The 26,568-nt window shown below is 48.8% G+C and carries 26 protein-coding genes; 12 read left to right on the top strand and 14 right to left on the bottom strand.

Annotated features, from left to right (window positions below; translation table 11 throughout):
* Positions 1–30 precede the first annotated feature (30 nt).
* On the top strand, positions 31–252 hold the full coding sequence (locus tag ACTJJJ_RS30815) for a PspC domain-containing protein (RefSeq protein WP_106594006.1): 222 nt from the start codon (positions 31–33) through the stop codon (positions 250–252).
* Here the strand turns inward: ACTJJJ_RS30815 and ACTJJJ_RS30810 are convergent.
* From ACTJJJ_RS30810 to ACTJJJ_RS30795, 4 genes are all read right to left on the bottom strand, one after another.
* Complete coding sequence (locus tag ACTJJJ_RS30810; RefSeq protein ID WP_188939054.1) at positions 233–1,261, bottom strand: glycosyltransferase family 2 protein; 1,029 nt, start codon at positions 1,259–1,261, stop codon at positions 233–235. The genes ACTJJJ_RS30815 and ACTJJJ_RS30810 overlap by 20 nt on opposite strands.
* 10 nt (positions 1,262–1,271) lie before the next feature.
* The gene (locus ACTJJJ_RS30805; RefSeq protein ID WP_188939055.1) at positions 1,272–1,619 is read right to left on the bottom strand and encodes a YbaB/EbfC family nucleoid-associated protein; all 348 of its coding nucleotides are present in this window, start codon (positions 1,617–1,619) and stop codon (positions 1,272–1,274) included.
* Between the two features lie 57 nt (positions 1,620–1,676).
* Positions 1,677–3,605 carry a gliding motility-associated C-terminal domain-containing protein gene (locus ACTJJJ_RS30800; protein WP_440703816.1) on the bottom strand — a complete coding sequence of 643 codons (1,929 nt, stop codon included), beginning with the start codon at positions 3,603–3,605 and terminating at the stop codon, positions 1,677–1,679.
* A gap of 188 nt (positions 3,606–3,793) precedes the next feature.
* Entirely contained in the window at positions 3,794–5,770 is a 1,977-nt protein-coding gene (locus tag ACTJJJ_RS30795) for a gliding motility-associated C-terminal domain-containing protein (protein ID WP_440703815.1), read from the bottom strand.
* A 181-nt stretch (positions 5,771–5,951) separates the two neighbouring features.
* On the opposite strand from ACTJJJ_RS30795, the gene ACTJJJ_RS30790 reads away from it, so the two are divergent.
* The 3 genes from ACTJJJ_RS30790 to ACTJJJ_RS30780 are packed head-to-tail and all read left to right on the top strand — an operon-like array spanning position 5,952 to position 8,647.
* Positions 5,952–7,205: a bifunctional 3,4-dihydroxy-2-butanone-4-phosphate synthase/GTP cyclohydrolase II gene (locus tag ACTJJJ_RS30790; protein ID WP_188939058.1), complete on the top strand. Its 1,254-nt coding sequence runs from the start codon at positions 5,952–5,954 to the stop codon at positions 7,203–7,205.
* The gene (locus ACTJJJ_RS30785) at positions 7,202–7,630 is read left to right on the top strand and encodes a GNAT family N-acetyltransferase (protein ID WP_440703814.1); all 429 of its coding nucleotides are present in this window, start codon (positions 7,202–7,204) and stop codon (positions 7,628–7,630) included. Before ACTJJJ_RS30790 ends, ACTJJJ_RS30785 begins: the two co-directional genes overlap by 4 nt.
* Before the next feature lie 39 nt (positions 7,631–7,669).
* A complete protein-coding gene (locus ACTJJJ_RS30780; RefSeq protein ID WP_188939060.1) occupies positions 7,670–8,647 on the top strand; it encodes a bifunctional heptose 7-phosphate kinase/heptose 1-phosphate adenyltransferase in 978 nt (325 codons plus the stop codon).
* On the opposite strand, the gene ACTJJJ_RS30775 is transcribed toward ACTJJJ_RS30780, so the two are convergent.
* Together ACTJJJ_RS30775 and ACTJJJ_RS30770 are read right to left on the bottom strand one after the other, a co-directional pair.
* Positions 8,648–9,628 (bottom strand): hypothetical protein, encoded by a 981-nt coding sequence (locus ACTJJJ_RS30775; RefSeq protein WP_440703813.1) that lies wholly within the window; start codon positions 9,626–9,628, stop codon positions 8,648–8,650. It lies immediately after the preceding gene.
* Between the two features lie 56 nt (positions 9,629–9,684).
* A complete protein-coding gene (locus ACTJJJ_RS30770) occupies positions 9,685–11,208 on the bottom strand; it encodes a hypothetical protein (protein ID WP_440703812.1) in 1,524 nt (507 codons plus the stop codon).
* Between the two features lie 54 nt (positions 11,209–11,262).
* On the opposite strand from ACTJJJ_RS30770, the gene ACTJJJ_RS30765 reads away from it, so the two are divergent.
* The gene (locus ACTJJJ_RS30765) at positions 11,263–12,258 is read left to right on the top strand and encodes a polysaccharide deacetylase family protein (RefSeq protein ID WP_440703811.1); all 996 of its coding nucleotides are present in this window, start codon (positions 11,263–11,265) and stop codon (positions 12,256–12,258) included.
* Positions 12,259–12,839: 581 nt separating this feature from the next.
* Here ACTJJJ_RS30765 and lpdA read toward each other — a convergent pair.
* On the bottom strand, positions 12,840–14,237 hold the full coding sequence (gene lpdA, locus ACTJJJ_RS30760) for a dihydrolipoyl dehydrogenase (RefSeq protein ID WP_188939064.1): 1,398 nt from the start codon (positions 14,235–14,237) through the stop codon (positions 12,840–12,842).
* Between the two features lie 331 nt (positions 14,238–14,568).
* Between lpdA and prfB the strand changes: the two genes are divergently transcribed.
* The 4 genes from prfB (at position 14,569) to ACTJJJ_RS30740 (ending at position 18,373) form a co-directional block, all read left to right on the top strand.
* A protein-coding gene (prfB, locus tag ACTJJJ_RS30755) for a peptide chain release factor 2 (protein WP_188939065.1) occupies positions 14,569–15,643 on the top strand; the annotation gives its coding sequence in 2 pieces (ribosomal slippage) (positions 14,569–14,628 and positions 14,630–15,643; 1,074 coding nt in all).
* Between the two features lie 100 nt (positions 15,644–15,743).
* Positions 15,744–16,526 (top strand): alpha/beta fold hydrolase, encoded by a 783-nt coding sequence (locus tag ACTJJJ_RS30750; protein ID WP_426292527.1) that lies wholly within the window; start codon positions 15,744–15,746, stop codon positions 16,524–16,526.
* A 23-nt stretch (positions 16,527–16,549) separates the two neighbouring features.
* Entirely contained in the window at positions 16,550–17,845 is a 1,296-nt protein-coding gene (locus tag ACTJJJ_RS30745; protein WP_188939069.1) for an MFS transporter, read from the top strand.
* A 93-nt stretch (positions 17,846–17,938) separates the two neighbouring features.
* Positions 17,939–18,373, top strand: a complete 435-nt coding sequence (locus ACTJJJ_RS30740) for a DoxX family protein (protein WP_188939070.1) — start codon at positions 17,939–17,941, stop codon at positions 18,371–18,373.
* Here ACTJJJ_RS30740 and ACTJJJ_RS30735 read toward each other — a convergent pair whose 3' ends face one another.
* The 5 genes from ACTJJJ_RS30735 to ACTJJJ_RS30715 all read right to left on the bottom strand — a co-directional run bounded on the left by ACTJJJ_RS30735 (position 18,374) and on the right by ACTJJJ_RS30715 (position 23,199).
* Entirely contained in the window at positions 18,374–19,249 is an 876-nt protein-coding gene (locus tag ACTJJJ_RS30735; RefSeq protein WP_188939071.1) for an AraC family transcriptional regulator, read from the bottom strand.
* Positions 19,250–19,400: 151 nt separating this feature from the next.
* Complete coding sequence (locus ACTJJJ_RS30730) at positions 19,401–19,724, bottom strand: RNA polymerase sigma factor (protein WP_188939072.1); 324 nt, start codon at positions 19,722–19,724, stop codon at positions 19,401–19,403.
* A gap of 31 nt (positions 19,725–19,755) precedes the next feature.
* Positions 19,756–20,736 carry a dihydrodipicolinate synthase family protein gene (locus ACTJJJ_RS30725; RefSeq protein ID WP_440703810.1) on the bottom strand — a complete coding sequence of 327 codons (981 nt, stop codon included), beginning with the start codon at positions 20,734–20,736 and terminating at the stop codon, positions 19,756–19,758.
* A gap of 66 nt (positions 20,737–20,802) precedes the next feature.
* A complete protein-coding gene (locus tag ACTJJJ_RS30720; protein ID WP_440703809.1) occupies positions 20,803–22,386 on the bottom strand; it encodes a sodium:solute symporter in 1,584 nt (527 codons plus the stop codon).
* Positions 22,387–22,512: 126 nt separating this feature from the next.
* Complete coding sequence (locus tag ACTJJJ_RS30715) at positions 22,513–23,199, bottom strand: TVP38/TMEM64 family protein (RefSeq protein WP_426292523.1); 687 nt, start codon at positions 23,197–23,199, stop codon at positions 22,513–22,515.
* A 109-nt stretch (positions 23,200–23,308) separates the two neighbouring features.
* Here ACTJJJ_RS30715 and ACTJJJ_RS30710 point away from each other — a divergent pair, with 109 nt between their 5' ends.
* From ACTJJJ_RS30710 to crcB, 3 genes are all read left to right on the top strand, one after another.
* Positions 23,309–24,454, top strand: coding sequence for a cystathionine gamma-synthase (locus tag ACTJJJ_RS30710; protein ID WP_440703808.1), 1,146 nt, complete (start codon positions 23,309–23,311; stop codon positions 24,452–24,454).
* A 79-nt stretch (positions 24,455–24,533) separates the two neighbouring features.
* Positions 24,534–24,893 carry a DUF3127 domain-containing protein gene (locus ACTJJJ_RS30705; protein WP_188939076.1) on the top strand — a complete coding sequence of 120 codons (360 nt, stop codon included), beginning with the start codon at positions 24,534–24,536 and terminating at the stop codon, positions 24,891–24,893.
* A gap of 25 nt (positions 24,894–24,918) precedes the next feature.
* Positions 24,919–25,302 (top strand): fluoride efflux transporter CrcB, encoded by a 384-nt coding sequence (crcB, locus tag ACTJJJ_RS30700; RefSeq protein WP_426292520.1) that lies wholly within the window; start codon positions 24,919–24,921, stop codon positions 25,300–25,302.
* Between the two features lie 6 nt (positions 25,303–25,308).
* On the opposite strand, the gene ACTJJJ_RS30695 is transcribed toward crcB, so the two are convergent.
* Together ACTJJJ_RS30695 and ACTJJJ_RS30690 are read right to left on the bottom strand one after the other, a co-directional pair.
* Positions 25,309–25,962, bottom strand: coding sequence for an AlbA family DNA-binding domain-containing protein (locus ACTJJJ_RS30695; protein ID WP_440703807.1), 654 nt, complete (start codon positions 25,960–25,962; stop codon positions 25,309–25,311).
* Positions 25,963–26,151: 189 nt separating this feature from the next.
* Complete coding sequence (locus ACTJJJ_RS30690; protein ID WP_013927448.1) at positions 26,152–26,373, bottom strand: DUF2795 domain-containing protein; 222 nt, start codon at positions 26,371–26,373, stop codon at positions 26,152–26,154.
* Between the last annotated feature and the right edge of the window lie 195 nt (positions 26,374–26,568).

The following is a 26,568-nucleotide window of genomic DNA, read 5'->3' as shown; positions in this document are numbered from 1 at the left end:
TAATTATGAGGCAATTATCAAAAAACAGGTATGAACAAGTTTAGGTATTTCGTTGAAAACCAAATATTTGGAGTTTGTGCGGAACTGGGAGAAAAGCTCAATTTCCCGGCTAGCAGCATCCGGAAATACTTCATTTATGCCACTTTCATGACATTCGGCTCGCCCATTATCCTGTATCTTGTGCTTGCGTTCTGGATGGATCTGCACCAGCATTGGCGCCGGCATAACAGCCCTACAATCTGGGAGCTTTAATAGGGTCAATACCTGTAAGCTTGCCGAATTTGTGTTTTCCAAGCACAAAATATTCCCAAACGACACTTCTGTAATAAAGCGGTGCCCTGTACCGGGTCCGTTGCGTCTTCCGTGTTAGTTCCGGGATCATGCCGTAAAAGGCAAAATGCGCCCTGACGATGGCCAATACGTCGGGCCATGCGCCTGTGGCCATAAACCGCACGCTGGAAATACCGTCGAGCACGAGCCTGATCAGCACCGTTTTCCACCGCCGGCCTTTCGGCAGGTTTTTGTAGAGCATGATCAGGTTATTGCGGTAGTTCAGAAATGTCTTTCTCGGGTTGGATTTGTGCAGGGTTCCGCCGCCAACATGGTAGACCGTCGATTTTCCGCAATAGGTAATACGGAAGCGCATATTGAGCAGCCGCCAACAAAGGTCGATCTCCTCCATATGTGCAAAAAACGATTCGTCGAAACCTGATGCTGCATGGAATGCGGAAGACCGTAGGAACAGGCAGGCGCCCGTGGCCCAAAACACATCCTTTTCATCGTCATACTGGCCCAGATCTTCTTCCCGGGTATCGAAAATACGTCCGCGGCAGAAAGGATAACCCAGGTAATCCATGTATCCGCCAGCCGCGCCCGCGTATTCGAAGTGCGTGGGTAGGTCGTACGCGCGTATTTTGGGCTGACAGGCCGCGATAAGCGGATCCGATTCCATGAATTCGATCACGGGAGTGATCCAGTTTTCGGTTACTTCAATATCCGAATTAAGTAAAATGTAATAGTCGGCCTGAATGCGTCGCAAAGCATCGTTATAGCCTCCCGCATAACCCTTGTTTTCACTGATTACAAGCGTATTCAGGGTGGGATAATGCGTATTCAGCCAGTCGAGAGACTGATCTGTGGAAGCGTTATCGGCAATCCAGATCGCATGGTTTCCGGAGAACTCGATGACTTTTGGAAGGAATTTTTCGAGATAATGCTGACCGTTATAATTCAGGATTACAATCGCAACAGAGGGAGTCATCGGTGTTCGGTTATTTCATAAAACCGCCCAAATCCAGCCCTGGAATATTGGGAAGCACCCCATCCGTTACCTTTTGCAGATGTTGTTGGATTTTGGATTCGATATTTTCATTGGCCTTATTGACGGCAGCAACGATGAGATCTTGCAGCATTTCTTTATCGTCAGCGTTGATGAGATCCCTGTCAATATCCAGGCTCAGCAGCTTTCTCTTTCCGTCGACGGTAGCCTTCACCATTCCACCGCCCGATTCCGCGGTCTCAGTGATGTGGACAAGCTGGTCTTGTGCTTCTTTCATACGCGACTGAAGATCCTTCATTTTGCCCATGAGGCCCATCATGTCCGCCATATTTCCAAACATAGCTGTACTTATTAAGTTTAATAACTTCAAAAAACTCCTTTTTACGGAAATAGTTCCTTACCGTAAAAGCATAAAAGTACCGCTTTTTTCAACAGTTTGATTGATGTCGTCGACGAAAGTCATCTTGTAGTAGTAATACCCGACGGGCGCACTGGTCCCTTCGACGGTTCCGTCCCAGCCCTTGGCAATGTCGTCGGAGTGGAAAACGACTACCCCCCAGCGGTTCATGACGGATATGTTAAATGACTGTAATTGCTCTGATTTTGCTTCCAGGATATCATTAAAGCCGTCGCCATTCGGGGTAAATGCATCCGGAACGAACACGCCCGCACTCCGGCGGTAATTGATGACGTTCGACAAACTTTCGAAATCGCCGTCTTGCGAAACGGCTTTTATCAGGAAATTATATTCCAGGTCGCTCTGACTATTCAGCTTTACGGTGTAGCTCGTATTTTTTTGCACCGGGATATCTTGGGAAGCCCCAGCCGAACCTGTTTGAACGACATTGTATTCTTCAAAACCGCCCATGATCGGGCTAGCGCCGGTCCAGTTCAGAGTTGTCAGGTTTTTATTTAAAAGTATGGTACAAATGGGTTCCGAAACAGGCACTTTCTGTCCGCAGGAGTTTTCGTAGCTCATTCGATAACAATAAGACAACTCGCTGGTTTTGGCATTATTATCGATGTAATCGCTCTGGTTGTAAAGCGTTATGATTTTCTTAAATAATGTACTGCCCGCTTCTGCCCGCTCGATCGACAGTTCAAACGATGTATTAGGGCCCGCGCCAGGCACTTTGGCCTTGATAGCCACACTATTCTTGTCCAAAACTGAAACCGAGCCGCCACCGATAGGCTTCGCGCTCCCTGTTTCAACTTTGATACCCACAGGAGCAGACGTGGACGTAGCATCCTTCAATTTCGCCACCACCTGGTATTCTACAAACGTGCCGCATTCTACATCTTCATCGGTGTAACTGGTTTCTCCTATTGCGGTGAAACTCTTGATAATTGTACCGTCTCGAAGCAGGTCGTACCCCTCGAACTGAGACGCATCCCCGTACTGATTCCATTTCAAACTATTCGCACCGTCGGCTGTATTCCCGGAGAGCGTCATTGTAGTAATTGGCAGCGTTTCGGTGCTGCCCGCGCAAAGGTCTTCGGATGATAACCTTACCTTGTATACCTGATCTTTGTTAAGTCCTTTGATGTCGTAAGGCTGTGTCCCCCCGGAGGAACGCGTTCCGGAAGTAGTGAAAGAAGTACCATCTGTACTATATTGAATGTTGGTTGGAATACCGGCTACGCCCTTGTAAGTAAGCCGGACGGTACCGTCACTGCGCATTTCCACAGCACTTGTTTGAATTTCGTTAAGCTGAGGGCGTTCAAATGTAATCGGAAGGCTATTAACCCTGCCTTTATCACAAGCCTTGCCTCCTGCATACAACCCTGTGATCGAAACGGTAGGGGGTGTCGCCACGCTTGTATAATTATGTTCAAAAGTCAGAGAACCCCCTTTTGTCCAGGTCGTCGTTTCTTTATCACCCCATTTAATCTCTACTTGATCGTATGCTTTCAAAATCGCATTGTCGATCAGCGTCATAACGATTTTACCGCCTCCACATGACGAATATTGGGCTCCGATCACCCGGGTTTCAAACACTGTGGCCTTGTTACATTTATAGGCAATGGTACCGCCGGAAAGAAAGGCCTTTTGGAGGATGGTAAAAGTTCCGGGAACATTGTATTGATACGAAGGTAGATCGCCGCTATAACCGGGGTTTGCCTGGCCCCTGTAATCAAAATTGTATGATACGTCTATAGAATTACTTAATTGATTGGTTATCTTCACAATAAGTGGCGCACAACCTTCTGAAGGGGAAATGGAAAATGCACCATCTGCTTTTCCACAAAGGTCCTGGGCGGAAACAAATGACGGGAAGTACGAAAATAATATTCCGAGACAAAGAAGAGGTAGTGTTATTCTCATAAGTGTGGCATATTTAACCCTAAGCTTTTTTCAAAGACGATAGATAAAACAATAAGTTTCCGGGAATCTTAACGAATTCAGAAAATGCAATAGCAAAAATAAGCTATTTAGGGGTGGCAATTGAGCGTACCTATTAAACGGGCATATTAAAAAAGTATTATCCCGCGAGAAATTGTCTTAGAAAAATCCTATCTTATTAGCAGAAAGCTCCCATTTTTGACCATAGTCTGGCCAGTAGCGTTGGTCGCTTCGATCTTATAGAGGTAATAACCGCCCGGCGCTTTGCCGGTCTTCACGTTCCCATCCCAGCCTTCGGCGATGTCGTCGGTATGGTAAATCACCTCCCCCCAGCGGCTGAAAACCGACATTTTGAAATCCTTGATAAAATATCCCTTCACCTCGAAGCGCTCATTGTAGGCGTCGCCATTCGGTGTAAATGCATCGGGAACGAGAAGAATCGCTTCACTTCTGAAATTCAACAGGTTGGATAAACTCGTGAAGTTCCCGGATTTAGCCTCAATACGGTATCCAAACTCGGATTGGGATGCGAGGTCGAGCGTATGGCTGGTTGAAAGGCCTTTCGGCATTGCATCGATCACGTTCCCACCCTGGTCCACTTGTTGTAAACTATACGTTTCGATGTTGCCTGTGAACGGCGGATCCGGAGTCCAGACAATGTCGGGCGTATTGGCAGTCAGCAAAATAGAACAAACCGGCGTGCTGAACGACGGCGATTTCATTTTACACGCGTTCTCATACTGGAAACGGTAGCAATAAGAGTTCTGCGAAGTACTTACATTCGTATCGTCCCATTGCAAGCTCTGGTTACCCGCAGGCGAAACCAGCTCAAAATTTGAGCTACCCAGTAATGCGCGCTCCACGATCAGATTATAAGTGCTCGTGAGCCCCTCACCCGAGAGCTCCACTCTGGTAGCGATGGTATTGTCGTCCTTAACAGTAACCAGCGCACTGGCAATATCGCCCGGCGACGAAGTTTTGGGCTCCAGACTGATAGGCGCCGAATAGGAGCGGACGTCGTTCTCTACAATCGCAACGATCTCATATTTGTAAGTATTACCGCATTTGACATCCGTATCTTCATACGAAAGCTTGTCCGAAGTGTTGAAAATTACAGCTCCGTTGCGTTTCAACTGATACTCTACCAAGCCATTGGTATTGGGTTCGCTCTCCCATTCGAGTGAAATGATTTCATCGAGCGACAGGCTTCCCTGTCTGATCGCAATGCTGCTCACGATCGGGCTTTTTATTACATTCCCGCAAATGTCGGTCGACCAGAGCTGAAACCGGTAAACTACTTTCGGATCCAGCTGAGGCACGGTTGCAGATTGAGCGCCGCCAGTCTGCCCGCTTTGATTGGTATAAATGAATTCTTCGTTTCCCCTGGCAATGTAAACTTTGGTCTCAATACCTTCCATTCCATCATATATAAGCTTCGCATCGCCATTGCTTGCAGGCATTTCAACACTTCTGATGCGGATACCGGCCAGCGATTGCGGCGCGTCCGCCGCCAAGGTGGTCGAATTGGATTCCGTGGTACACACACTGTTGGTATAAGAACCCTTCAATGTAATGGCCGGCACACTGTTGCCCGACGCGTAGGTATGCTCGAAAAAAGCAGTGGAATTTGTTTTTAGATTGACATTCTGCGTCCTCCCGTCGCCCCAGTTGATCGTCACCACATCATATGCTTTGGTAATAGGATCGTCCCCGAGCGTAACCCTCACCTTGCCGTTGGGACACGTTACAAGCTCAGCCTGGGGCCCGCGGGTTTCTTTTACGGTCACATCTTTGCACAAGCTGAACCCGGCCACATCCTTGACACTCCCGTATTGCAGGATCGTGTAGGTGCCAGGTTCCTGGTAGGTGAAGGTGGAATCCTGCGTTGTTTCGCTGATATTAGGAGGGGAATTCTGGCTGCGATCGAAACGGAAAGCGTATGTAAGGCTCTCAGGTTTCGGTACCAGGTTTTTTACATTGACCGTCATCGGTGCGCAACCGACTTCCGGTGTTACGGTAAATGCTCCCGTAGTTCCACAAAAGCTCTGAGTAGCCCCTGTCCTTGCACCAGCGCCCTGACCTGAAACTTCTTGAATAACAAGCGAAAAGATGCTGAAAAGAAATAGGGTCAGTAGCTTATGTTTCATAGTGAGTAAAGTAGGTTCCGCCGGGTGCGCTGATGCGGGTTGCCCCATTGAAACGGATCATGCAAATCCTTTGTTCAATTTGTGACGGATGTCCAAAAATAGAACTTTCGACATTATCAACGTACCTTTGCAGAGTAAAAACGAGTTTTAGTTTAAAACTATTTTTTCATTAACCCGATTAATGAGTAACAATACTAACCCGATTGCGCTGGACTCTATCGAAGACGCCATCGAAGCAATCAAAAGAGGGGAGCTTATCATCGTTGTAGATGACGAAGACCGTGAAAACGAAGGTGATTTTATCTGCGCTGCCGAGCTGGTAACGCCGGAAATAGTCAATTTTATGGCGAGGGAAGGCCGCGGGCTCATCTGCGTGCCGATTACCGAAGAGCGTTGCGCCGAACTCGAACTCGAAATGATGGTGGGCAACAACACCGCCCTGCACGAAACCGCATTCACGGTTTCTGTCGACCTGCTCGGGCATGGCTGTACCACCGGTATCTCGGCCAGCGACCGCTCCAAGACCATCCAGGCACTTGTAAGCAAAGATACAAAGCCCACAGATCTGGGCCGCCCCGGGCATATTTTCCCGTTGAAAGCCAAAAGAGGCGGAGTGCTTCGCCGCACCGGCCATACCGAGGCTGCGATCGACTTTCCGCGTCTGGCGGGACTGTCGCCTGCCGGTGTTTTGGTTGAGATTCTAAACGAAGATGGGTCGATGGCACGCCTGCCTCAGCTGCGTGAGATCGCCAACCGCTTCAATCTGAAACTTGTCAGCATCAAAGACCTCATCGAATACCGTCTCCGCGAAGAATCGCTGATCAAGCGGGAGATCGGGGTGGATATGCCTACTAAATGGGGCCATTTCGACCTGATCGCCTACCGGCAGATCAACACCGGCGACCTGCACCTTGCATTGGTGAAAGGGACCTGGGAAAAAGACGAGCCGGTTCTCGTACGCGTACACTCGTCGTGCGTTACAGGCGATATCTTCGGTTCCTGCCGTTGCGACTGCGGCCCTCAGCTGCACGCTGCCATGGAAATGGTAGACCAGGCCGGTAAAGGTGTGATCGTTTATATGAACCAGGAAGGTCGCGGAATCGGTCTTTTGAATAAATTAAGGGCATATAAATTGCAGGAAATGGGCCGCGATACCGTGGAAGCCAATCTTGAACTCGGCTTCCCGATGGACGATCGCGATTATGGCGTGGGCGCACAAATCTTGCGTGACCTCGAACTGACCAAAATCAAGCTCATTACCAATAATCCCAAGAAACGCGCCGGACTGATCGGTTATGGCCTTGAAATTGTGGATTCGGTAGCCATCGAAATCCCGGCTAACCCGTACAACGAAAAATACCTGCTCACCAAGCGTGATAAAATGGGCCACAGCCTGAATAATCTGACCATCGTAGGACATAACAAAGGGGTATGACGATCGAAACCGTCCAAAACGATGCCGATATTCTCAAATGCCGCGGCGCCATCCAGGCGCTGCGGCCATTGTTGACCGACGACATTTATACGGAAGCCGTCAGGCAAACCCTCGCCGATAACCGGCAAATCATTTTCATCGAAGATGGCAACCCCGATGCCGCCGCAGTAGCCGTTTTTGAAACCGGTTACAATCTTTTTCGTGGAAAATACATCTACATCGACGATCTTTCGACTTTGCCGACGCAACGTGGCAAGGGTTATGCAGGAATGCTGCTCGACTGGATCGCGGATTACGCGCAAAAAGAAGGATTCAATGAAATCCACCTTGATTCGGGCGTAAATGCGGCCCGAACCGACGCGCACCGGCTCTATCTCAATAAAAGATTTCAGGTTACCAGCCTGCATTTTGTTGCCAAAGTCTGATTTTTAATAGCAGATCTGGCAATTTTAGCACATAACTACATGACAATCGATCAGGTTTTTGAAGCATTTGATACCCTTCGAGTACTGGTAATCGGCGATGTGATGCTCGATTCCTATGTTTGGGGAAAAGTTGAAAGAATATCTCCGGAAGCACCCGTACCGGTGGTCAATGTTCAAAAAAGGGAATACCGGCTGGGCGGCGCGGGCAATGTGCTGCTGAATGTACAATCATTGGGTGCAGAGGCCATTATCTGCTCGGTAATCGGCACCGACAGCCCCGGCGACCTCCTCGAAAACAGTCTGAAAGAAAAAGGATTGAACTGCGAAGGCCTGATCCGCAGCGACGACCGCATTACTACTATTAAGGAACGCATTATCGCCGGATCTCAACAGGTTGTCCGCATCGATACCGAGACCGACAAACCGGTTTCCAAATCAGAAACTGAAAAACTGATTGCGAAAGCCAAGGAGCTGATCCCATCCTGCCAAGTCATCATATTTGAAGATTACGACAAAGGCGTACTCACGCCCGAATCTATCGCTGAGATCACCGCATTTGCCAACGCGAACAACGTTCCGACCGTTGTTGACCCAAAAAAGCGCAATTTTCTGGCCTATAACCACGTCACGCTTTTCAAACCTAACCTGAAAGAGCTCCGCGAAGGTTTAAAATTGGATTTCAATGTGGATAACCTCGAAGAACTGAAAACAACGGTTCAGCATTTGAAAGATTCGCTCCAAGCAAAAGGCGCATTGATCACTTTGTCGGAAAGAGGCGTTTTTATTGATTTTAATAATGAAACCCACAAGCTTCCGGCACACATTCGTCAGATCGCCGACGTTTCCGGTGCAGGCGATACGGTAATCAGCATTGCCGCGTGCTGCGTGGCATTAGGCCTTCCGCCGAAAAGCGTGGCAGCTATTTCTAATCTTGGCGGCGGACTGGTGTGTGAAATGGTCGGAGTGGTTCCTATCGATAAGGCATTGTTGAAATCGGAAGCCCAAAAGCTCGTGTAGCTACCAATTGATGCCGCCTTCTCCGAGACCCATTCTTCGTGTAAATCGGGACGACAGCCGCGACCGGCTCGTGATGTAGCGCACGCTCGCACCTATGTAAGGCGTGGTTGCGGGTGTGTACGAGGTAAGGTTTTCACGGGCGCTGTTGAATGTGCGCAATTGCCGGAAAGTAGTCACACCAGCTTCCACCGACACATTCAGCACCGAAAACAGATGTACATTGGCAGCAACGCCGGTTTTGATCTGGCGGTAATTCTCGCGCCGCAATGCTTTTTCCTCCGGTGTCTGCACCTGGAACCCGCCGCTGTAACCGCTCAGCCCCGCCAGGAAATCGACATTGAACCATTTGGTAGCCTTGTAATTCGCATTTACCATAAACGGCAGCAATGCGGACACGCGCCAGTGTTTCCCCAACCCCTTATTTACCCCAAATACCGGGATAAAACGCAGCTTCTGGTTATAAGCCAGCACCGAACCATACATGAACTGGGTACGAAACCCCAAAATGTGCATTCTTGCCGCACCGCCCCAGAAAAACGGCTGCGGGCTGAAAAACGTCTCATTACTCTCCGTCATCCCCAAGCCGCCGCCATACACCCAAAGCCTGTCCTTAATGCTCGCCTGCAAACGAATCACCCCGAGGGATAACGTTTTATAGCCGTTGGCTGGATCATTCTTACCATCGAAAGTGGGCTGTATTTGTGTGTACTGGGCGATGGCGACTGTGTGTACAGCTCTCAGATCAAACTTTTTACGCAGGCTGTAACCGAGCTGCACCTCGCTCTGCAAAGGTATGATCCCGAAAAAACCTGTCCTTGAAACGCCATACTCCCGCGTCCCGTCGAGGCTCGAAGGCACGGTGTAATCTGCTTTGAGGGTCAGATTGGGATAAAAAAGGCGGCTTAGGGAAAAGTGCTGGGCTTGTGCGGGAATAATGGTGCACAATAGCAGACAGGTTAACAGGTTGCGCGAGTTAGCCATGCAGGAAGTTAGGGGGATGCGTTAAATGTTGGCACATAACGGATAAACGGGCCGTGCTATTGTCCGCGGACGCTGCGGCGGAATTGTTCATAGCTCATTTCCAGCGGAGCGTCACGTGTCATGCCATGCGGGCAAATCATCTTTTCAACCGTTAATGCCTCCCGGTCAACCATGTCACACAAGTTTTTTGCCCAGGGCGCGTCATTTTGCTCTCCTGGTGGCATGGGCCCCAGGTAGCCATTGACATAAATAACTTTTTGATTACTCAAATAATAACACACCTGCCATTGATCGTATTTCGGATTTGGGTTAGCATTGAGAATAATCGCCCGGCACCCGTCCTTTTCAAAACCTGTTTCGAATGGATGTAAAGTTCCGCTTGAAAACCGCATACGCCATGCTGAGTCCTCTTTGGGATTGTAGCCGCGCCATTTATCTTCCGACAAATAACCCAACCCTTTCGGAAAATATAGCTTCGTCCGTGCATCAAACAGTCCGGAAAGCGCGCAAAGAGAGGAAATCGTCTCTGCTCCGAAAATATTCCGGATACCTTTTCCCGGAAACTTCTCTTCAACCGATTTTCTCATTTTATCAATAATTACCTCATTATAAATGAACCCGGTAAAAAGATCGACTACCTGATCATTTGTCCTGACTAGTGTACGCACGTTCCCGAAGTGCTGCCCCGTCAACTCCATAATAAACAAACCATTACCAATATCCGTAAACCTAAATCTGGCTTTCTCTTCCGGAGTTGGTTCACGAGCGAAGGTTGAATCAGGAAATGGTTCATTAATGTTACTCCAAGCCAGGTTGTATTTGATAGTGATATCCATACGAGTATTTATATCCTCCCAACTGGACGGCATCAAAAACCCCGCGGACTCCCGGTAATCCCTGAAAACATAAATGTCTTTATAATGCTCCGGCCCCTTTCCAATCAAGGGGTCCGTGTCAACACGTGCCATGACGATACGGTGCAGAAGCCCGCTTTCCTTTGCTATCGCCACATCAATCCACTTTCCGTCTATTTTAACCTGTACGAGATGGCAGTCTTTATTTTCCAGCGTTGTTGTGCCTGTGTAATGAAGTTCGACAGAGTCCGCAACCATATATTGCAGCATGAGAACGGGATTATCGCATAATAAGCTTTCCATTTTTCCCTGGTTAAGCCCTGTCACGCTCCGGCTCGTATCTAATGAACTTGTTCTTATTCGGACCATCTTTTTTAAGCTCAAATCGGCAAGAAGAATTTTCACCTGTCCTTCATGCATTGCCGTCGATTCCCGATAAAAACTCTCATTGGCACGTTTCATTTCGATAGCAATTTGTTTTTTGACCGAGTCGGGGGCAGCCCTGGCGATTGAGTCAAGCAAATCGAGCATTGCATTGCGTTGCACAAGTTCCGAAGACAGCTTGCCAAGCCCGTCGAAAGTGGCAAGGCGTTTGAAACTATTGAGTTTTTTCCCGCCGGTCATTTTCAAAAGAGACCTCTTTGCAATTTCCTTTGGCGATATTTTTTGGGCAAATAAATAACAGGGGCAAAAAAGAAGTAAAACCGCTAGTACAAAGTTCTTCATGAATGGTATAGCTTGTTAATGATGCAATGGCAAACATAACCAAATAATGATATTATGAAGAAACTGGTACTGCTATTAATCACGTTGCTGTCCGGTAACGTGTTCGCTCAAACCGAACCCACCTACGCCGAAAAACTGGGCTATCCCAAAGGCAAAAAGGTACTCATCATCCACGTTGACGATGTGGGAATGTCCTATGAATCCAATCAAGGTGCCATCAAAGCTATTCGCGAAGGCGTTGCGAACTCGCTGAGCGTGATGATGCCCTGCGGCTGGGTGCCGGGGTTTGTGCATTACTGGAAAGAGAATAAAGATATCGACGCCGGCCTGCATTTGACGATGACCTCCGAATGGAAGGACTACCGCTGGGGCCCGCTGGCGGGTAAAACCAATGTCAAAGGCCTCACCGATTCCGAAGGCGCGTTGTGGCGGAGCGTAGCAGATGTTGTTAAAAACGCATCGCCCGACGAAGTGGAAACCGAAATTCGCGCGCAGCTCGAACGCGCACGCACAATGGGATTCGAGCCCACGCACCTCGACTCGCATATGGGCACGCTCTTTGCAACGCCGGAGTTTTTAGAGAGATATTTAAAAGTGGGAATGCAGGAAAAGATTCCGGTAATGTTCCCAGGCGGCCACAATACGGCCATTAAGGGAGAGGAAAAAATGATTGCGGAACGCTTCGAAATGACCCAAAACGTTGGAAAGCAACTCTGGGCAGCCGGATTACCCGTACTCGACGATCTCGAAAACAGCAGCTACGGCTGGAAAGGCCCCGAAAACGGCGACAAATCCGAAAAAGCATTACAGAAATACAAAACTGCCAAGTACATTGAAGCGATCGGCAAACTGAAACCCGGTCTCACGATGGTGATCATGCACTGCACCATCCACACCGAAGTTTTCCCCCACATCTCCGACTCGTGGCCTACCCGCGAAGGCGATTTCCTGGCCATGATAGACCCGGAATTGCGGAAGTATATTGAGAAGGAAGGGATTGTGCTGACGACCTGGCGGGAGGCGATGCAGAGAAGGCAGAAGGTGAAGTGACCATTGTTCTTCCCAAATACGCTGTAATTCTTCTACATCGGCAAGATCCTTCTTTTTTGCCGATGCTTTTTTCTCCGTAATGAGATCTCGCAAATGAATCACGCGGAACGGTATGCCGTCGAAATCGTTTGCCAGCAATGCATGTACAAATGCTTCGGTATTCTCACGGGTATTACCTATCCAGAGGTCCATATCCAGTGTCGTTCTTATATACCCATGAACCACCCCAGCCATACCTCCCACCAAGAGATATTGAACCTGATGTTGGTTTAAACTTTTCAAGAGCTGCAAAACGTCCTCACTGCTAATGTCCATCGAATGCTTGTTTTTGTTTCTTGGATTCGAACGATAGAGCTTGTCCGCCACGCCATTCAAGTGAATAAGCGCTTCGAGGTTTTCAGAATATTGCTTGGTGAATACGCCGGCAGACATGGAAGTTGAGCAGGTGTTTTCTAATTCAATTCCTTTAACTCCCCAAAACCAACAATGCCCGGGAAAACCTCCCGGGCATTGCCATTATCATATTTCGAACGCAGACGGCTGCCACTCGGCGGTCAGTCGTCAGCGATCGGCGGTCCTGCTTACAAATCGATCGCCTCACCGTATGCCGCCTCAGTTGCGCCTTTCAGTGCTTCCGACATGGTTGGGTGCGGATGGATCGCGCGCATGATTTCGTGGGAAGTAGTTTCCAGCTTGCGGGCTACTACCACCTCAGCGATCATTTCGGTTACGTTCGCGCCGATCATATGGGCTCCGAGGAATTCGCCGTATTTCGCGTCGAAAATTACTTTTACGAAACCGTCGGTAACGCCCGCTCCCACCGCCTTACCAGAGGCTTTGAATGGGAATTTACCAACTTTGATATCGTAACCCGCCTCTTTCGCCTTTTTCTCGGTAAGACCTACCGATGCGATTTCAGGCTGGCAGTAAGTACATCCAGGAATGTTGCCGTAATCCAATGCTTCGGTTTTGTGACCTGCGATTTTCTCTGCGCAAATGATTCCTTCGGCAGTTGCCACGTGTGCCAATGCCTGGCCAGGGGTACAGTCGCCGATCGCGTAGAAGCCGGGAACACTGGTTTCGTACCACTCGTTTACGACGATTTTGCCTTTATCGGTTTTGATACCTGTTTCTTCCAGACCGATATTTTCGATGTTTGAAACGATACCTGCTGCCGAAAGCACTACATCAACTTCGAACGTTTTCTCACCTTCCGGCGTCTTAACAGTCACTTTGCAGCCTTTGCCACTGGTATCCACTTTCTCAACCGAAGAGTTGACCAAAGTTTCGATACCGATCTTTTTGTATTGCTTCGCGATCTCTTTTGAAATCTCTTCGTCTTCAACCGGAACCAGATTAGGGAGGAATTCCACCACGATAACCTTGGTTCCCATTGAGTTATAGACATAAGCAAACTCCATTCCGATCGCGCCCGAACCGATTACCAACATGGATGCCGGCTGTTTTTCAAGACTCATCGCCTTGCGGTATTCGATGATTTTCTGTCCGTCGAGCTTGATGTTCGGCAACTCGCGCGCGCGCGCGCCGGTCGCGATGATTACCCCTTTTGAAGCGCTGTAATCGGTCTTTTTGCCATCCTTATCAGTTACTTCAACCGTTTTCTGGCCTTTTACTTTCCCAGCACCCATGATGACGTCGATCTTGTTCTTTTTCATCAGGAACGACACCCCTTTGCTCATGGTATCGGCCACGCCTCGGCTGCGTTTGATCACCGCACCGAAATCAGCGGCGTATTCAGTTGCATTGATACCATAGTCTTTTGCATGCTTGATGTACTCAAATACCTGAGCACTTTTCAGGAGCGCTTTGGTTGGGATACAGCCCCAGTTGAGGCAAATCCCTCCTAAACTTTCTTTTTCAACAATAGCAACTTTAAGTCCTAATTGGGAAGCACGAATGGCCGCGGGATAACCCCCAGGGCCGCTACCAATTACAATCACATCATATGTTTGAGCCATTTTCCGGTATTTTTATTGTACGAAATGGGTTGACAAAATTTTGACGCAAAGTTAAGACGATTTGCCAGAATGCCTACATCTGAACTTCGGCCTATTTAAGTGAAACAGACCGTTATGGTTAATTGTTCTACCTTTGTGAAAGGTTAGTTCCTGCCATAATCGGAATGGTTTAAGCACAATGTCACCCTGAGCGAAGTCGAAGGGTAAATGCGACATCGTTCACGCCCTTCGACTCCGCCCAGGGTGACAATACCGTAACTATCAAGACAACAGGGACATAATTACCTGACTAACAGTAAAGTATTTTTCAAACTTAAATTCAAAAAATTCAATGACTGCAGAGCAATTGAAAGACTTGAAAGCCCGTGTAGAGGCTTTGGGGAGGTATCTTTGACTACGCTAACCGAAAACAACAGCTAGCACAACTTGAACAGCAGACTGTTCAACCCGAATTCTGGAACGATTCGACCCGTGCGGAAAAGGTGATGAGAGAAATCCGCGGTCTGAAATTCTGGACCAACGGATACGAAGAACTCGCCCGCCTGCGCGACGATCTGGACACGATCTGGGAATTTTATGAGGCCGACGAGGCCACCGAAGAAGAGGTCGACGAAGAAGGCAAAAAGCTCTCTGACAAACTGGACGAAATCGAGTTCAGAAAAATGATGGGAGAAGAAGGCGACGAATTACCTGCCGTGATCGAAATCAATGCGGGAGCAGGTGGAACCGAGTCGCAGGACTGGGCTTCGATGCTCATGCGGATGTACATCATGTGGGCGGAAAAGAATGGTTATAAGGTCCGCCAGGTGGATTTGCAGGATGGCGATGTGGCCGGAGTAAAATCCGTAACGCTCGAAATTGACGGCGAATATGCCTATGGTAACCTGAAATCGGAGAATGGTGTACACCGCCTCGTCCGCATTTCGCCGTTCGACTCGAATGCACGCCGGCATACCTCGTTTACGTCGGTGTATGTGTACCCGCTTGCGGACGACAACATCGAGATCGACGTCAACCTCGCCGACATCACCTGGGACACTTACCGCTCGGGCGGCGCCGGTGGGCAGAACGTAAACAAGGTGGAAACCGCGGTACGTTTGCATCACAAGCCGTCGGGAATTATCATCGCCTGCCAGCAGGAGCGCTCACAGCTGATGAACAAAGAGGTGGCGATCCGCTTGCTGAAATCGCGTTTGTACCAGATCGAGCTCGAAAAGCGCAACTCGGCCCGCGCCGAAGTGGAAGCTTCCAAGCGCAAGATCGAATGGGGCTCTCAAATCCGCAGCTACGTCCTCGACGACCGCCGCGTAAAAGACCACCGAACCGATTACCAGACTTCGAATACCGAAGCGGTACTGAATGGGGATATTAATGCGTTCATCAAGGCTTATTTGATGGAAGCCTAAGGTTACTCTAAAAGACCTCTCAAACGGGCTGTTTCAATGAGCAGGGCGTTTGGAGGTCTTTTTGTTTTAGCTTAAATTTAATTTTAACGTTTAAACGCTTTTGACACTTCCGCTCCCATACGCTCAACTCGGCTCAGGCCAGCGCATTCTCCTCGCATTCCACGGAATTGGGCAAGACGGTTCCTCATGCTTCGCTCCAATCCTCGCCTCTCTCGGCATACATTATACCATCTACGCATTCGATCTCCCCTTCCACGGTCAGCATAGCGATGCACCATTCGAAGTCATTTCAAAAACCGAATGGAAACAAAGCATTCAGCATTTCCTTCAAGAAAACAACATTACCCGCTTCGACATTACCGGTTTCAGCATCGGCGGCCGCTTTGCGTTGGCAACGCTGGAAGCATTTCCGGAAAATATCGATAATGCCTTCCTGATCGCGCCTGACGGCGTTTCCGAACATCCCATGTACACGCTCGCGACGCGCGTTCCGCCCGCACGGTGGATTTACGGCTGGCTGATGCGGCATCCCGGCGTGTTTTTCCCCGGTGTACAAGTAGCACAAACCCTGAAACTAGCCAGCAAAAGCCTTGTTAGATTTACGCAACAGGTTTTAAATACCCCCGAAAAACGGCAAACCATTTACCGCTCCTGGGTGGCATTCCGGAATCTGAGATTTGATATTCCGGCATTGATCAAAACAGCGAGTGCCAATCAGGTGACGATTTACCTTTTCGCAGGAATTTATGACAGCCTGCTCAAACCCAAAGCCGTTCGAAAGCTGGCGGAGCTACTTCCTGAAAAGCAATACATTGAACTAAAAAGCGGCCATACACGCCTGGTGGAGCACGCGGCTGCGTGGATTTGCACTTTATTTAAGTAAATTGGGAAAACCTATCCCGATTTATGGAGCAAACTTTACAAAAAGACGACACCAGCTGGCGCCTCAAAGCCATTATCGGCGGATCGGCAGGTAACCTCGTCGAATGGTACGATTGGTATGCATACTCCGCCTTTTCTCTCTATTTCGCCGGCACATTTTTCCCCGATTCGAACCCGACTGTCCAGCTGATCAATACAGCGGGAATTTTTGCAGTGGGTTTCCTGATGCGGCCGATCGGCGGTTTTGTATTTGGAAAACTGGCGGATAACCGCGGACGCAAAGTGGCCATGACGGTATCGGTGTTGCTGATGTCGCTGGGCTCACTGCTGATTGCATTCCTGCCCGGCTATAACAGTATTGGAATTGCGGCACCGCTGCTGCTTTTAATCGCCCGGTTGCTCCAAGGCCTCAGCGTCGGCGGCGAATACGGCACTTCCGCCACATATCTAAGCGAAGTAGCTACCGAAGAAAGGCGCGGCTTCTTTTCAAGTTTCCAATATGTAACACTCATCGGCGGGCAGCTGATCGCATTGGGTTTGCAACTGATTTTGCAAAATATTTTTCTCACCGACCAGCAAATGCACGACTGGGGCTGGCGCATTCCGTTTATAATCGGGGCATTGCTGTCGTTGGTGGCACTATACCTCCGCGCTCACCTGAACGAAACGGAAGCTTTTCAATCCAAAGACCTGAAAGTAAAAAAAGAAGGCTCGCTGAAAGAGCTTATGAAGCACCCCAAGGCCATTTTAGTGGTAATAGGCCTCACTTCCGGCGGCACGCTGGCATTTTACACCTACACCACTTATATGCAGAAATTCCTGGTGAATACCGTCGGGCTCACGAAATACCAGTCGACCATACTGACTTTTTGCTCACTATTCATTTTTGCAGCTTTGCAGCCGGTTTTCGGGGCGCTCAGCGATCGCATAGGTCGTCGGCCGTTGCTCATTGCATTCGGGGTTTTAGGAACCATCTTCACTTATCCCCTACTTACCACCTTGAGCCATACCACCGAAATGTGGTCGGCGTTCGGGCTTCTGATGGCCGCCTTAATCATCGTCAGCGGCTATACGTCCATCAATGCGGTCGTGAAGGCCGAATTATTTCCCGTGGAGGTGCGTGCGCTGGGCGTAGGATTGCCCTACTCCATTGCAGTGGCGGTGTTTGGCGGCACGGCCGAATACCTGGCGTTGTGGGCCAAAAACCTGGGACATGAAACGTGGTACTATTGGTATGTGACGATCTGCATTTTCGCTTCGCTTATAGTATACGTCAAAATGAGGGATACCAAACACACTTCCCTGATCGAAAAACATTGATTTCTGCCCCGAAAAGGCTTTGAAAAAAGCCATTTTCTCTTGATATAGTCCATGCAATACTGTAACTTTCTTGAAACCAAAATTTGAGAAGTTATGAATATGATGGATCGAATCGAGCATTGGGGTGATACGCACCATCCGGCGTGGATGGACATCGTTCGTATCGCTTTGGGAGTATTTTTGTTTGCTAAGGGTATCAGCTTCATCAGCGATACCGCCAAGTTGTCTCATCTGGTTACCGGCCTCGATTTCCATTTGTACACCGTCACAGCCGTTCACTATGTAGCTTTTGCGCACATTTTTGGCGGGTTCCTCATCGCAATGGGATGCCTGACCAGAGTTGCATCCGTCATTCAGATACCGATCCTGCTGACTGCCGTGTTCTTTGTCAATATCCGGATGGGTTTTTCCTATCTCAATTCCGAGCTATGGCTTTCGATGATCACGCTTATGCTGGTAGTAACGTTCTCCATTATAGGCTCCGGAAGGTTCTCGATGGATGAATGGATGAAAAATCACGACAAATGATCAGACCATTTCGGGTGCGGCTTTATAAAGGTATTTCCGTTTGTATTCCAAAGGCGTCATGTCGGTAACTTTCTTGAAATGCCGGTAAAAATTGGATACATTATTGAAACCGCACTCGAAACAAATTACTTCCGTTGCCATTTTATCCTCGATCAGGAACCGGCAGGCCTGACTGATCCGGATCTCCACCAGGAAGTCGTTATAGGTCTTTTTGGTCATCAATTTAAAATACCTGCAAAAAGAAGTAATACCCAGGTTGGCGATCGACGCCACATCCTGCAATGAAATATCGTTGCGGTAGTTCGAAAGCGTGTAGGCGTAAATTTTGTTCAAGCGCAGCGTTTCCGCGTCGTTGGATTTATAGAATGCATGCGCCGATGCAATTGTTTCATATTCACTGGCTTCCGCCAGAATTTTAAGGATCGAAAGCAATGCGATCAGCCGGTCGAGATTTTCCGCATCCACGGCGGAGTGCATCAGGCGAATTACCTTCTCCCTTGCTTCGCCACGAATTAGCAGGCCTCTCTTCGCACGTTCGTATAATTTCGGGATCTGATAAGCCTCGGGCAGCAGCAGCAGCTCACTGCCGAGGCAATTAGGCAAAAAGTGGATGATAATCACTTCCACCGCCGTACTACTGGCCCCCTCCTCTGCCCGCCAGGTGTGCGGCAGGTTTTCACCGAGCAGGATCAGCTCGCCGTCGGAAAAGTTACCGATATTGTCCCCTATGAACCTGACCCCCTTTCCTTTGACCAAATAATGCAGTTCGAGCTCGGGATGATAATGCCAAACCGTGCCAAAGCCTGAGTCTTTGTCATGACGGATACTGAACGAAGTCCTTGACGCAATAGGGACCTTATGGAAATGCGGTTTCATTTTAAATCAATGCCGGCAGAGTTTAGGTTGGCTGCCATTGCTCAATTTAAAAGAATTTTTTTTAATAATCCATCCTGTACGGTCTACAAGATGCTAAAAAAATACTATTAAATAGCGTAATACTAATATTACTCACCGCCGGTTGCATAGACTAACTGGCGCGAAACGACTGAATACGGTCAAGATACTGCTTGCGTGCCGCCGGATCGTTGTATTTTTTCATCTCTCCGAAAATCTGATCTTTCAGGCTGCTAAACAGATAAGACTGAAAGTTACCCTCGCTCCGCAAGGCCAGCCGTTCGTTCCATATCTTGTTAAAAACACAATTGATGACATTCTCCGCTTCTGTTTCGTCCTTCAAAAGAACGGAACAAAATTTAAATGCAGGGACATGGAAATACGAACGGAGTTGTGTAAATGCAGCTTCGTCACCCTGGGTTACCCGATCCAAAATTTGCTGGTTAGGAAAAGTCATAGCTCAAAAATTAGGGTTTGATCCGATTGGGTTATTTCAATGGTGCTTCGAGAGTCTTTTTAAAAACACTGGTAATCCCAAGTTCCGCCTGTATCCGGTCTACCTCGTCGAGCAACTGATCCGCGCGCTCCTGCAAGTCGCCCGTCAGCTCGCCTACATCGCGACGGGTGTAAGTTGAAATAGGGAAACCTCTCTTTTGCAGACAATACTTTGCAACAATCGGATATGCCGAATGCACGATGTCCATCGAGTCCTCAAAGAAACTTTGTAGCGCTTTTACATCCTCCTGCCGTGCTGCATTGTCGTAATTTTCGCAAATCCAGACGATCAGCTCGGGATAAATGTTTCCCTGAATGCATGATAACCCAGCCGCACCTGCATTAAGCGATGCAACCGCATTCACCATATAGGCATCATACAGCCCGAAACGGTAGCCATCAGCCACTTTAATTCTACGGATAACTTCTTCGATATCCAGGCAGGTGTCCTTATGATAAATAATGCGGTTCGAGGGCAGCAATTCTGCCAGGACTTCACTGCTGATCAATCTTTTATATGGAACGGGGCATTCATAAAAACCGAGTGGAATGTCGTCCGTCAAGCTGATCAGTTCTTTGGCCCGTTCGATAAATACTTCGTCCGATTCGTCCTCATCTGCCAGCAATCCGGTAATTACGATCACCGCTTGCACACCGGTGTCATGTATACGTTTTACAAACTGCGCTTGCTCCGGGATAGGCCCGCCGAACGTTCCTGTCGCTACCACCGGCACGCGTCCCGCCGTATGTTCGACGACCGCTTGCGTTACTTTCAGCCGCTCCTCCGCCGACAACTCATACATTTCGCTTGAAAGGCAGTTGGCAAATAGCCCGGCGGCGCCCGCTTCGAGGTACAGGTCCGTCAATGCCTTTAATCCATCATAGTCGACTTCCCCCGTTTCAAGGAAAGGCGTAAGCATGACGGGAATGAAGCCTTGCGGCAACGACACGGAGGAAGACGTTACAGATGACATCGTGTTTGATTTAATATGCGTATGAGAAAAATCCCTCTAAAATCCGGCTCCTGGCCGGGCTTATGGTTACTTGCTGTGCAAAAGCACATCTTTTTCAACCGGTTCCTTACGCCTCAGCCTGGTAAGCAGCACACCGGCCAAAAAGATCGTCAGTGTTCCTACCACCATGATCATATTCTGGTGGAGCGGGTTTCGCCAATGTGAATAGGTATCGGGAAGCTGTGTCGAAAACGTCATCCAGATGATGACCACGATCCCGATAATGGTTGCCGTAAGCGCCTCGGTGTTCTTTGTGCTTTTCGAGATCATACCAAGCAGGAACAATCCCAGCATTCCACCCGCAAAAATCCCGGAAAGCATCCACCATACGTCCAGCACACTTTTTACACCGATCATCGCGATGCCGGTTACCATGCCCAGCAAACCAAATGCGGTAGTTGCGATGTAGAGCAGGCGGAGCGATTGCTTCGGTGACAGATCAGATTTGATATATTTTTGATAAATATCCACAGAGAATACCGTCGCCGAGGCGTTCATCCCCGAGCTGATCGTACTCATCGCAGCCGACATAATCGCCGCAATGATCAAACCGAGCAATCCTACCGGCACTTTGTTAACCATGAAATGCGGCATTACTTTGTCGCCATAGTCGGCTGGCGTGAGCGTCGCAGCAAGGTTTGTGATAGCGTCCGTGGTACCTCCCGGCAGCTTTTCGGCAGCTACCTGCATTTTAATAGTTTGCAGCAGCTCCGGATTGCCCTGGTAGTAGGCAAAAAGGCAAGTTCCCAGCAAGAAGAATATCATTGACACCGGCACGTAAAGGTATACGCAAAGCCACACTGAGCCTGCCGCCTCTTTCGCCGACGACGTGGTATGGTACCGCTGTACGTAGTTCTGGTCCATGCCGAAATTGTTCAGGTTCATAAAAAACCCGTAGAACAAAATGACCCAGAACGATGCCTGCGTAAAATCCGGCGCCAGCGTCCCCAGACTAAATTTATCGTTTGTTTTACCAATTTCGATAATGCTCGGCATACCGCCCGACACCCCTGCCACAACCAGGTAGAGTATCACCAGCGCACCGATGGTTTTGATCACCCCTTGCACGACCTCCGTCCAGATCACCGCCTCCATACCACCCATCACGGTGTACAAAACAATACAGATCCCCACGACAACCATAATCGTCGACATCGGGTAACCCGTTAGGGCCTGAAGGCTCAATGCGATTCCGAAGAAAATCGATCCCATACGGGCAAGCTGCGTGAGCAGGAAGCAAATCACCGCGTAAGTACGCGCCCAGGGCCCGAACCGGTGTTCGAGGTGCGTATAGGCCGAAACCTCGCCAGTACTTCTGTAAAAAGGTATGAAAAACTTGGTCGCCACCCAGGCTGCAAACGGCATCGACACGCTAAATACAAAGGAACTCCAGTTGCTTCCAAACGCCTTCCCCGGCACGCCGAGAAAAGTGTTACTGCTCAAAAACGTCGCATAAATGGAAATACCGATCGCCCAGCCGGGAATGCGCCCCGAGGCCTTGGTAAACTGATCGGCGCTGGTATTTTTACGTGAAAAGTAAACACCTACGGCAACCATCCCTGCCAGGTATGCAATCACAATACTGAGATCAATAAAAGGTAAGGATTTCATTCTACTTTTCGGGTATTTATAACTTTACCACAAAGAAACAGGATGAAGCCGATGGTTTTGTAGCGTTTTGTACCCTATTATTGTACGATATTATCAAAGCACATTATTAATTTGTAAACAACGTGCCTATGATTCTACCATACTCTTGTCTTTGAAGAAATAACCAATGCCCACGGTCGAAATAATGATCAATGCAATTAACACGATCTTCGTAGCTAATCCTTCATTCGGATGTTCGAGCAAATAGCGGATATCCTGCGCTTCCTTGCCTGCCCAGACGGCCAGTAACGTCCTTGGGATCATACCTAACGTCCCGCCGGTGAGCACTTGTTTAAAGCGTGCGCCGGCCATGGCGAAAAACAGATTCGTAATAGCGAACGGTAATACGGGCGATAGTTTTGCAAAAAATATCAGTCTCAGCTCATTTTTGTAAAACCGGCGCAGCAATGAACCCACCTGCGGATACACCTGGATCAGGTAGTTTCGCACAGACGCCGCGTGCAGGAAATGCGCGGAAACATATATAATGGATATGGCACCGATGTTCAATGCAAAAAGCATCGGGAGCGAGGACCAGCCAAGAAAGTAACCATACACCAGCGCCAGGAATGTTGGGGGCGTCAATGCGGTGGAGGAAGCCAGCGTGAGTATGAACGTCACACCGAGCCACCATTCAATCGGTAGCTCCCGGAGAATTTTTTCATGATTAATAGCCCACGCAGTTAGAATAGAGGTCGTCACCAATGGCACGATCGTCATCAATATGCTTACGACGACCGGAAGTGAGAATCTTTTTGGTGTAGACGTTTCCAAGGCTAATCGGCTTTATTTCTAATTGAATAACCAGTTGCTTTGACAAAAGGTTTTTGTGAACTTGCTTTTCTACATTAATATTTTGCGGCCACCAAGGCACCACTAAAAAATGAAATTCGCAACCAAAGCCATACATGCAGGCGTCGAGCCAGACCCGAGTACAGGCGCTATCATGACGCCGATTTACCAGACTTCCACCTACGTCCAGGAAAGCCCCGGCAAGCACAAAGGCTATGAATACGCCCGCAGCAGCAACCCCACGCGTACGGCATTGCAGAACGCATTGGCAGCCCTCGAAAACGGCAAACACGGCATTTGTTACGCCTCCGGCCTTGCCGCTACCGACGCTGTACTCAAATTATTCAAACCGGGCGACGAGATCATCGCCCCCAGCGACATTTACGGCGGTACCTACCGGCTCATGAAACGCATTTTTGAGCCGCTGGGTCTGGTTTTTAAATTTGTGGATATCGATGAAGTCGGTGAGATAGGCCGGTTGCTGTCAGAGAAAACACGCATGGTATGGCTGGAAACGCCCACAAATCCTTTGCTGAAAATCATCGATATTGAATGCATCACCCGTGTTTGCAAAGAACATAATATCCTGACCTGCGTCGACAATACATTTGCGTCGCCCTACCTGCAAAACCCGCTAGACCTTGGCGCGGACATTGTCATGCATTCGGTAACCAAATACCTGGGCGGCCATTCCGACACGGTAATGGGCGCACTCATCACCCGCGACGACGAACTTGCGGCTCAGTTAAAATTCATCCAGAATGCTTCCGGCGCAGTACCGGGTCCGCAGGATTGTTTTTTGGTGTTGAGAGGAATTAAGACACTCCATATAAGAATGCAGCGCCACTGCGAAAATGCCGGGCAAGTGGCCGTGTGGCTGGCCGCTCACCCGAAAGTCGGGAAAGTGTATTACCCCGGCCTGCCCGACCATCCCGGCCACGAATTAGCCGGAAAACAAATGCGTGGGTTCGGCGGCGTCGTGTCTTTCGAATTGAAAGACGACAGCTATGAAAAAGCCGTTCGTACCATGGAAAACCTGCAGGTGTTTGCATTGGGTGAGTCACTAGGCGGCGTGGAATCGCTTTGTACGCATCCCGCAAGCATGTCGCATGGGGGAATGCCGCGCGAAGAACGCCTTAAAATTGGTTTGAAGGACACTTTGATACGGCTCAGCGTAGGCATTGAGGATGTAGAAGATATTCTCGCCGACCTCGACCAGGCAATCGGCATCGATTAGCATTCAGCATTGCAATCGACAACCAAAACCCTTACTTTTGGAACCATTTTTGAAAGAGACACTAAAACATATTTGATCAATGGAAGTATCAGGAACTGTCATTGCTTTGCTGCCGGAAGTTACAGGCCAGGGAAAAAACGGGATGTGGCGCAAACAGGAATTTATTCTTGAAATACCCTCGCAATATCCTAAAAAAGTGTGCATTTCGCTGTGGGGCGACAAGATCGACCAGTCGAACCTGCAAGTGAACGACTCGGTGACCGCTTCCATCGACGTGGAAAGCCGCGAGTACAACTCACGCTGGTACACAGAGGTGCGTGCCTGGAAAGTAGAAAAAGCAGGAGCAAACGGTGGTGGCGCACCTTACAATGCAGGTAGCAGCCCTGTTCCACCGGTAACAACCTTCACCGAAGACGAGTCGGACGACCTGCCGTTCTAAAAATCACCTGACGCTGCCTGCCACAATGAATAACCTGATTATCGTTTTTGTAGGAGGCGGAGTGGGCAGTCTGGCACGTTACGGAATCGGAAGAGCACTCTCCCAATGGCCGTCAGTTTTCCCGTTCGGAACATTGACGGCCAATATTTTAGCCTGCCTGATCCTGGGCACCTTTGGCGGGTGGGCCACATTCAGGTCTGCCGACTTGGTGGCGACTTCAAGGCTTTTTGTAGTCGTTGGTTTCTGCGGCGGTTTCAGCACCTTTTCGAGTTTTAGTAATGAAACCATTCAGCTTTTTCTCAACGATCGCTGGATCGAGGCTTCCCTCAATATCATCATCAGCATAATTGCATGCTTCGCAGCCACTTTTCTGGGAATGTGGCTGGGAAAAACCTTTCTGGCGATATAACTGCGGTTAGCTCGACTGGTAGGCCATCGACATGGTGAACTTGTCGATCATTTCTTGCGGATGCACGTCCAGTATCCGGGCCAGCACCATTACAACCAGTGTATTCGAAGCAATTTTACGGGGGATACCCGCAAATGTCGCGAACAAGTCCACGGTCACCGATTCCTTCTCGTCGAGCAGCTTCATCAGTTTTTCTTCCTTATCCCCATATTGAAAACTGATATCCCGCTCGCCACGGCCCCGGCGCATGATTTCCTTCATTTCGCGGCTTGCCTGAATGGACTTGTCGTTCACGCGGATATACGCCTGGCGCGCGCCGGTGTCGTCTACCACATAATGCGGCTTGTCGATGCTTCGCGGGATCGTCAGCACGAGCACATCGCGGTCGGGCGTGATAGCCACACGCTCTTTTTTGAAACTGATTTTGGGGAAAATGTACTTGTCGATGGCGCGCGTGAGGGTGTATTCATCCTCATCGGCATCTTTAAGACCTTTAATAGTCTTGTCGTCACCCACTCCGACCATCAGCTTGCCGCCCCCTGAATTTGCGAAAGCAACCACTTCGCGGACGATCTTTTCGGGGTGATTGGATTTCAGTTTGAATTCCAGATGTTCCCCCTCACCTTTCTTAACCAGCTCTTTCAACAATCGAAGCTCCATCGGGTTGGAATGGATAAATTATGAGTTATGACTAAATCACTTTCGGTAACTTACCTCGTCCTCCTCATTAGTTAACGCTAACAATTTACATTCCTTTTGTCAGATTTAAAAAATATGGAAGATTGAGTTACGTAAAAAAGCGGACCATATATCATAAAAAAAACGGCACCGATAGAGTGCCGTTTTCATTTAGTATTCGTCTTCGTTGAAAAAGAAATCGTCTTTCGTGGGATAGTCGGGCCAAATCTCTTCAATGCTTTCATAAGGCTGACCATCATCTTCAAGCTCCTGAAGGTTTTCAACTACTTCTAACGGAGCGCCTGTTCTGATTGCAAAGTCAATTAGCTCGTCTTTGGTAGCTGGCCAGGGAGCATCTTCAAGGTACGATGCGAGTTCGAGAGTCCAGTACATAATATTTTCGCCTATTAATGGTTACTTTACTTTTCTGCAAAAGTAAAAAATTTGATATCTTTTAAAAGCTTAAAGCAAAAAAAAAGAAAAATAATTACCGGGTTACATGTTTAATTTTTTGACACAGAACAACCAGCTGATTATCAAACAATTGAATATTCACCCGTGATTTCAGAACTTCTCTGCGGGAGAAGC

This window comes from Dyadobacter sp. 22481 (assembly GCF_052044875.1).
Taxonomy (GTDB): Bacteria; Bacteroidota; Bacteroidia; order Cytophagales; family Spirosomataceae; genus Dyadobacter; species Dyadobacter endophyticus.
This window is presented reverse-complemented; position numbering and strand designations above follow the sequence as displayed.

Excerpts from the sequence above, each read along its gene's own strand:
- ACTJJJ_RS30815 (WP_106594006.1), top strand. The coding sequence starts at position 31 with ATGAACAAGTTTAGGTATTTCGTTGAAAACCAAATATTTGGAGTTTGT.
- ACTJJJ_RS30810 (WP_188939054.1), bottom strand. The coding sequence starts at position 1,261 with ATGACTCCCTCTGTTGCGATTGTAATCCTGAATTATAACGGTCAGCAT.
- ACTJJJ_RS30805 (WP_188939055.1), bottom strand. The coding sequence starts at position 1,619 with ATGTTTGGAAATATGGCGGACATGATGGGCCTCATGGGCAAAATGAAG.
- ACTJJJ_RS30800 (WP_440703816.1), bottom strand. The coding sequence starts at position 3,605 with ATGAGAATAACACTACCTCTTCTTTGTCTCGGAATATTATTTTCGTAC.
- ACTJJJ_RS30795 (WP_440703815.1), bottom strand. The coding sequence starts at position 5,770 with ATGAAACATAAGCTACTGACCCTATTTCTTTTCAGCATCTTTTCGCTT.
- ACTJJJ_RS30790 (WP_188939058.1), top strand. The coding sequence starts at position 5,952 with ATGAGTAACAATACTAACCCGATTGCGCTGGACTCTATCGAAGACGCC.
- ACTJJJ_RS30785 (WP_440703814.1), top strand. The coding sequence starts at position 7,202 with ATGACGATCGAAACCGTCCAAAACGATGCCGATATTCTCAAATGCCGC.
- ACTJJJ_RS30780 (WP_188939060.1), top strand. The coding sequence starts at position 7,670 with ATGACAATCGATCAGGTTTTTGAAGCATTTGATACCCTTCGAGTACTG.
- ACTJJJ_RS30775 (WP_440703813.1), bottom strand. The coding sequence starts at position 9,628 with ATGGCTAACTCGCGCAACCTGTTAACCTGTCTGCTATTGTGCACCATT.
- ACTJJJ_RS30770 (WP_440703812.1), bottom strand. The coding sequence starts at position 11,208 with ATGAAGAACTTTGTACTAGCGGTTTTACTTCTTTTTTGCCCCTGTTAT.
- ACTJJJ_RS30765 (WP_440703811.1), top strand. The coding sequence starts at position 11,263 with ATGAAGAAACTGGTACTGCTATTAATCACGTTGCTGTCCGGTAACGTG.
- lpdA (WP_188939064.1), bottom strand. The coding sequence starts at position 14,237 with ATGGCTCAAACATATGATGTGATTGTAATTGGTAGCGGCCCTGGGGGT.
- ACTJJJ_RS30745 (WP_188939069.1), top strand. The coding sequence starts at position 16,550 with ATGGAGCAAACTTTACAAAAAGACGACACCAGCTGGCGCCTCAAAGCC.
- ACTJJJ_RS30740 (WP_188939070.1), top strand. The coding sequence starts at position 17,939 with ATGAATATGATGGATCGAATCGAGCATTGGGGTGATACGCACCATCCG.
- ACTJJJ_RS30735 (WP_188939071.1), bottom strand. The coding sequence starts at position 19,249 with ATGAAACCGCATTTCCATAAGGTCCCTATTGCGTCAAGGACTTCGTTC.
- ACTJJJ_RS30730 (WP_188939072.1), bottom strand. The coding sequence starts at position 19,724 with ATGACTTTTCCTAACCAGCAAATTTTGGATCGGGTAACCCAGGGTGAC.
- ACTJJJ_RS30725 (WP_440703810.1), bottom strand. The coding sequence starts at position 20,736 with ATGTCATCTGTAACGTCTTCCTCCGTGTCGTTGCCGCAAGGCTTCATT.
- ACTJJJ_RS30720 (WP_440703809.1), bottom strand. The coding sequence starts at position 22,386 with ATGAAATCCTTACCTTTTATTGATCTCAGTATTGTGATTGCATACCTG.
- ACTJJJ_RS30710 (WP_440703808.1), top strand. The coding sequence starts at position 23,309 with ATGAAATTCGCAACCAAAGCCATACATGCAGGCGTCGAGCCAGACCCG.
- ACTJJJ_RS30705 (WP_188939076.1), top strand. The coding sequence starts at position 24,534 with ATGGAAGTATCAGGAACTGTCATTGCTTTGCTGCCGGAAGTTACAGGC.
- crcB (WP_426292520.1), top strand. The coding sequence starts at position 24,919 with ATGAATAACCTGATTATCGTTTTTGTAGGAGGCGGAGTGGGCAGTCTG.
- ACTJJJ_RS30695 (WP_440703807.1), bottom strand. The coding sequence starts at position 25,962 with ATGGAGCTTCGATTGTTGAAAGAGCTGGTTAAGAAAGGTGAGGGGGAA.
- ACTJJJ_RS30690 (WP_013927448.1), bottom strand. The coding sequence starts at position 26,373 with ATGTACTGGACTCTCGAACTCGCATCGTACCTTGAAGATGCTCCCTGG.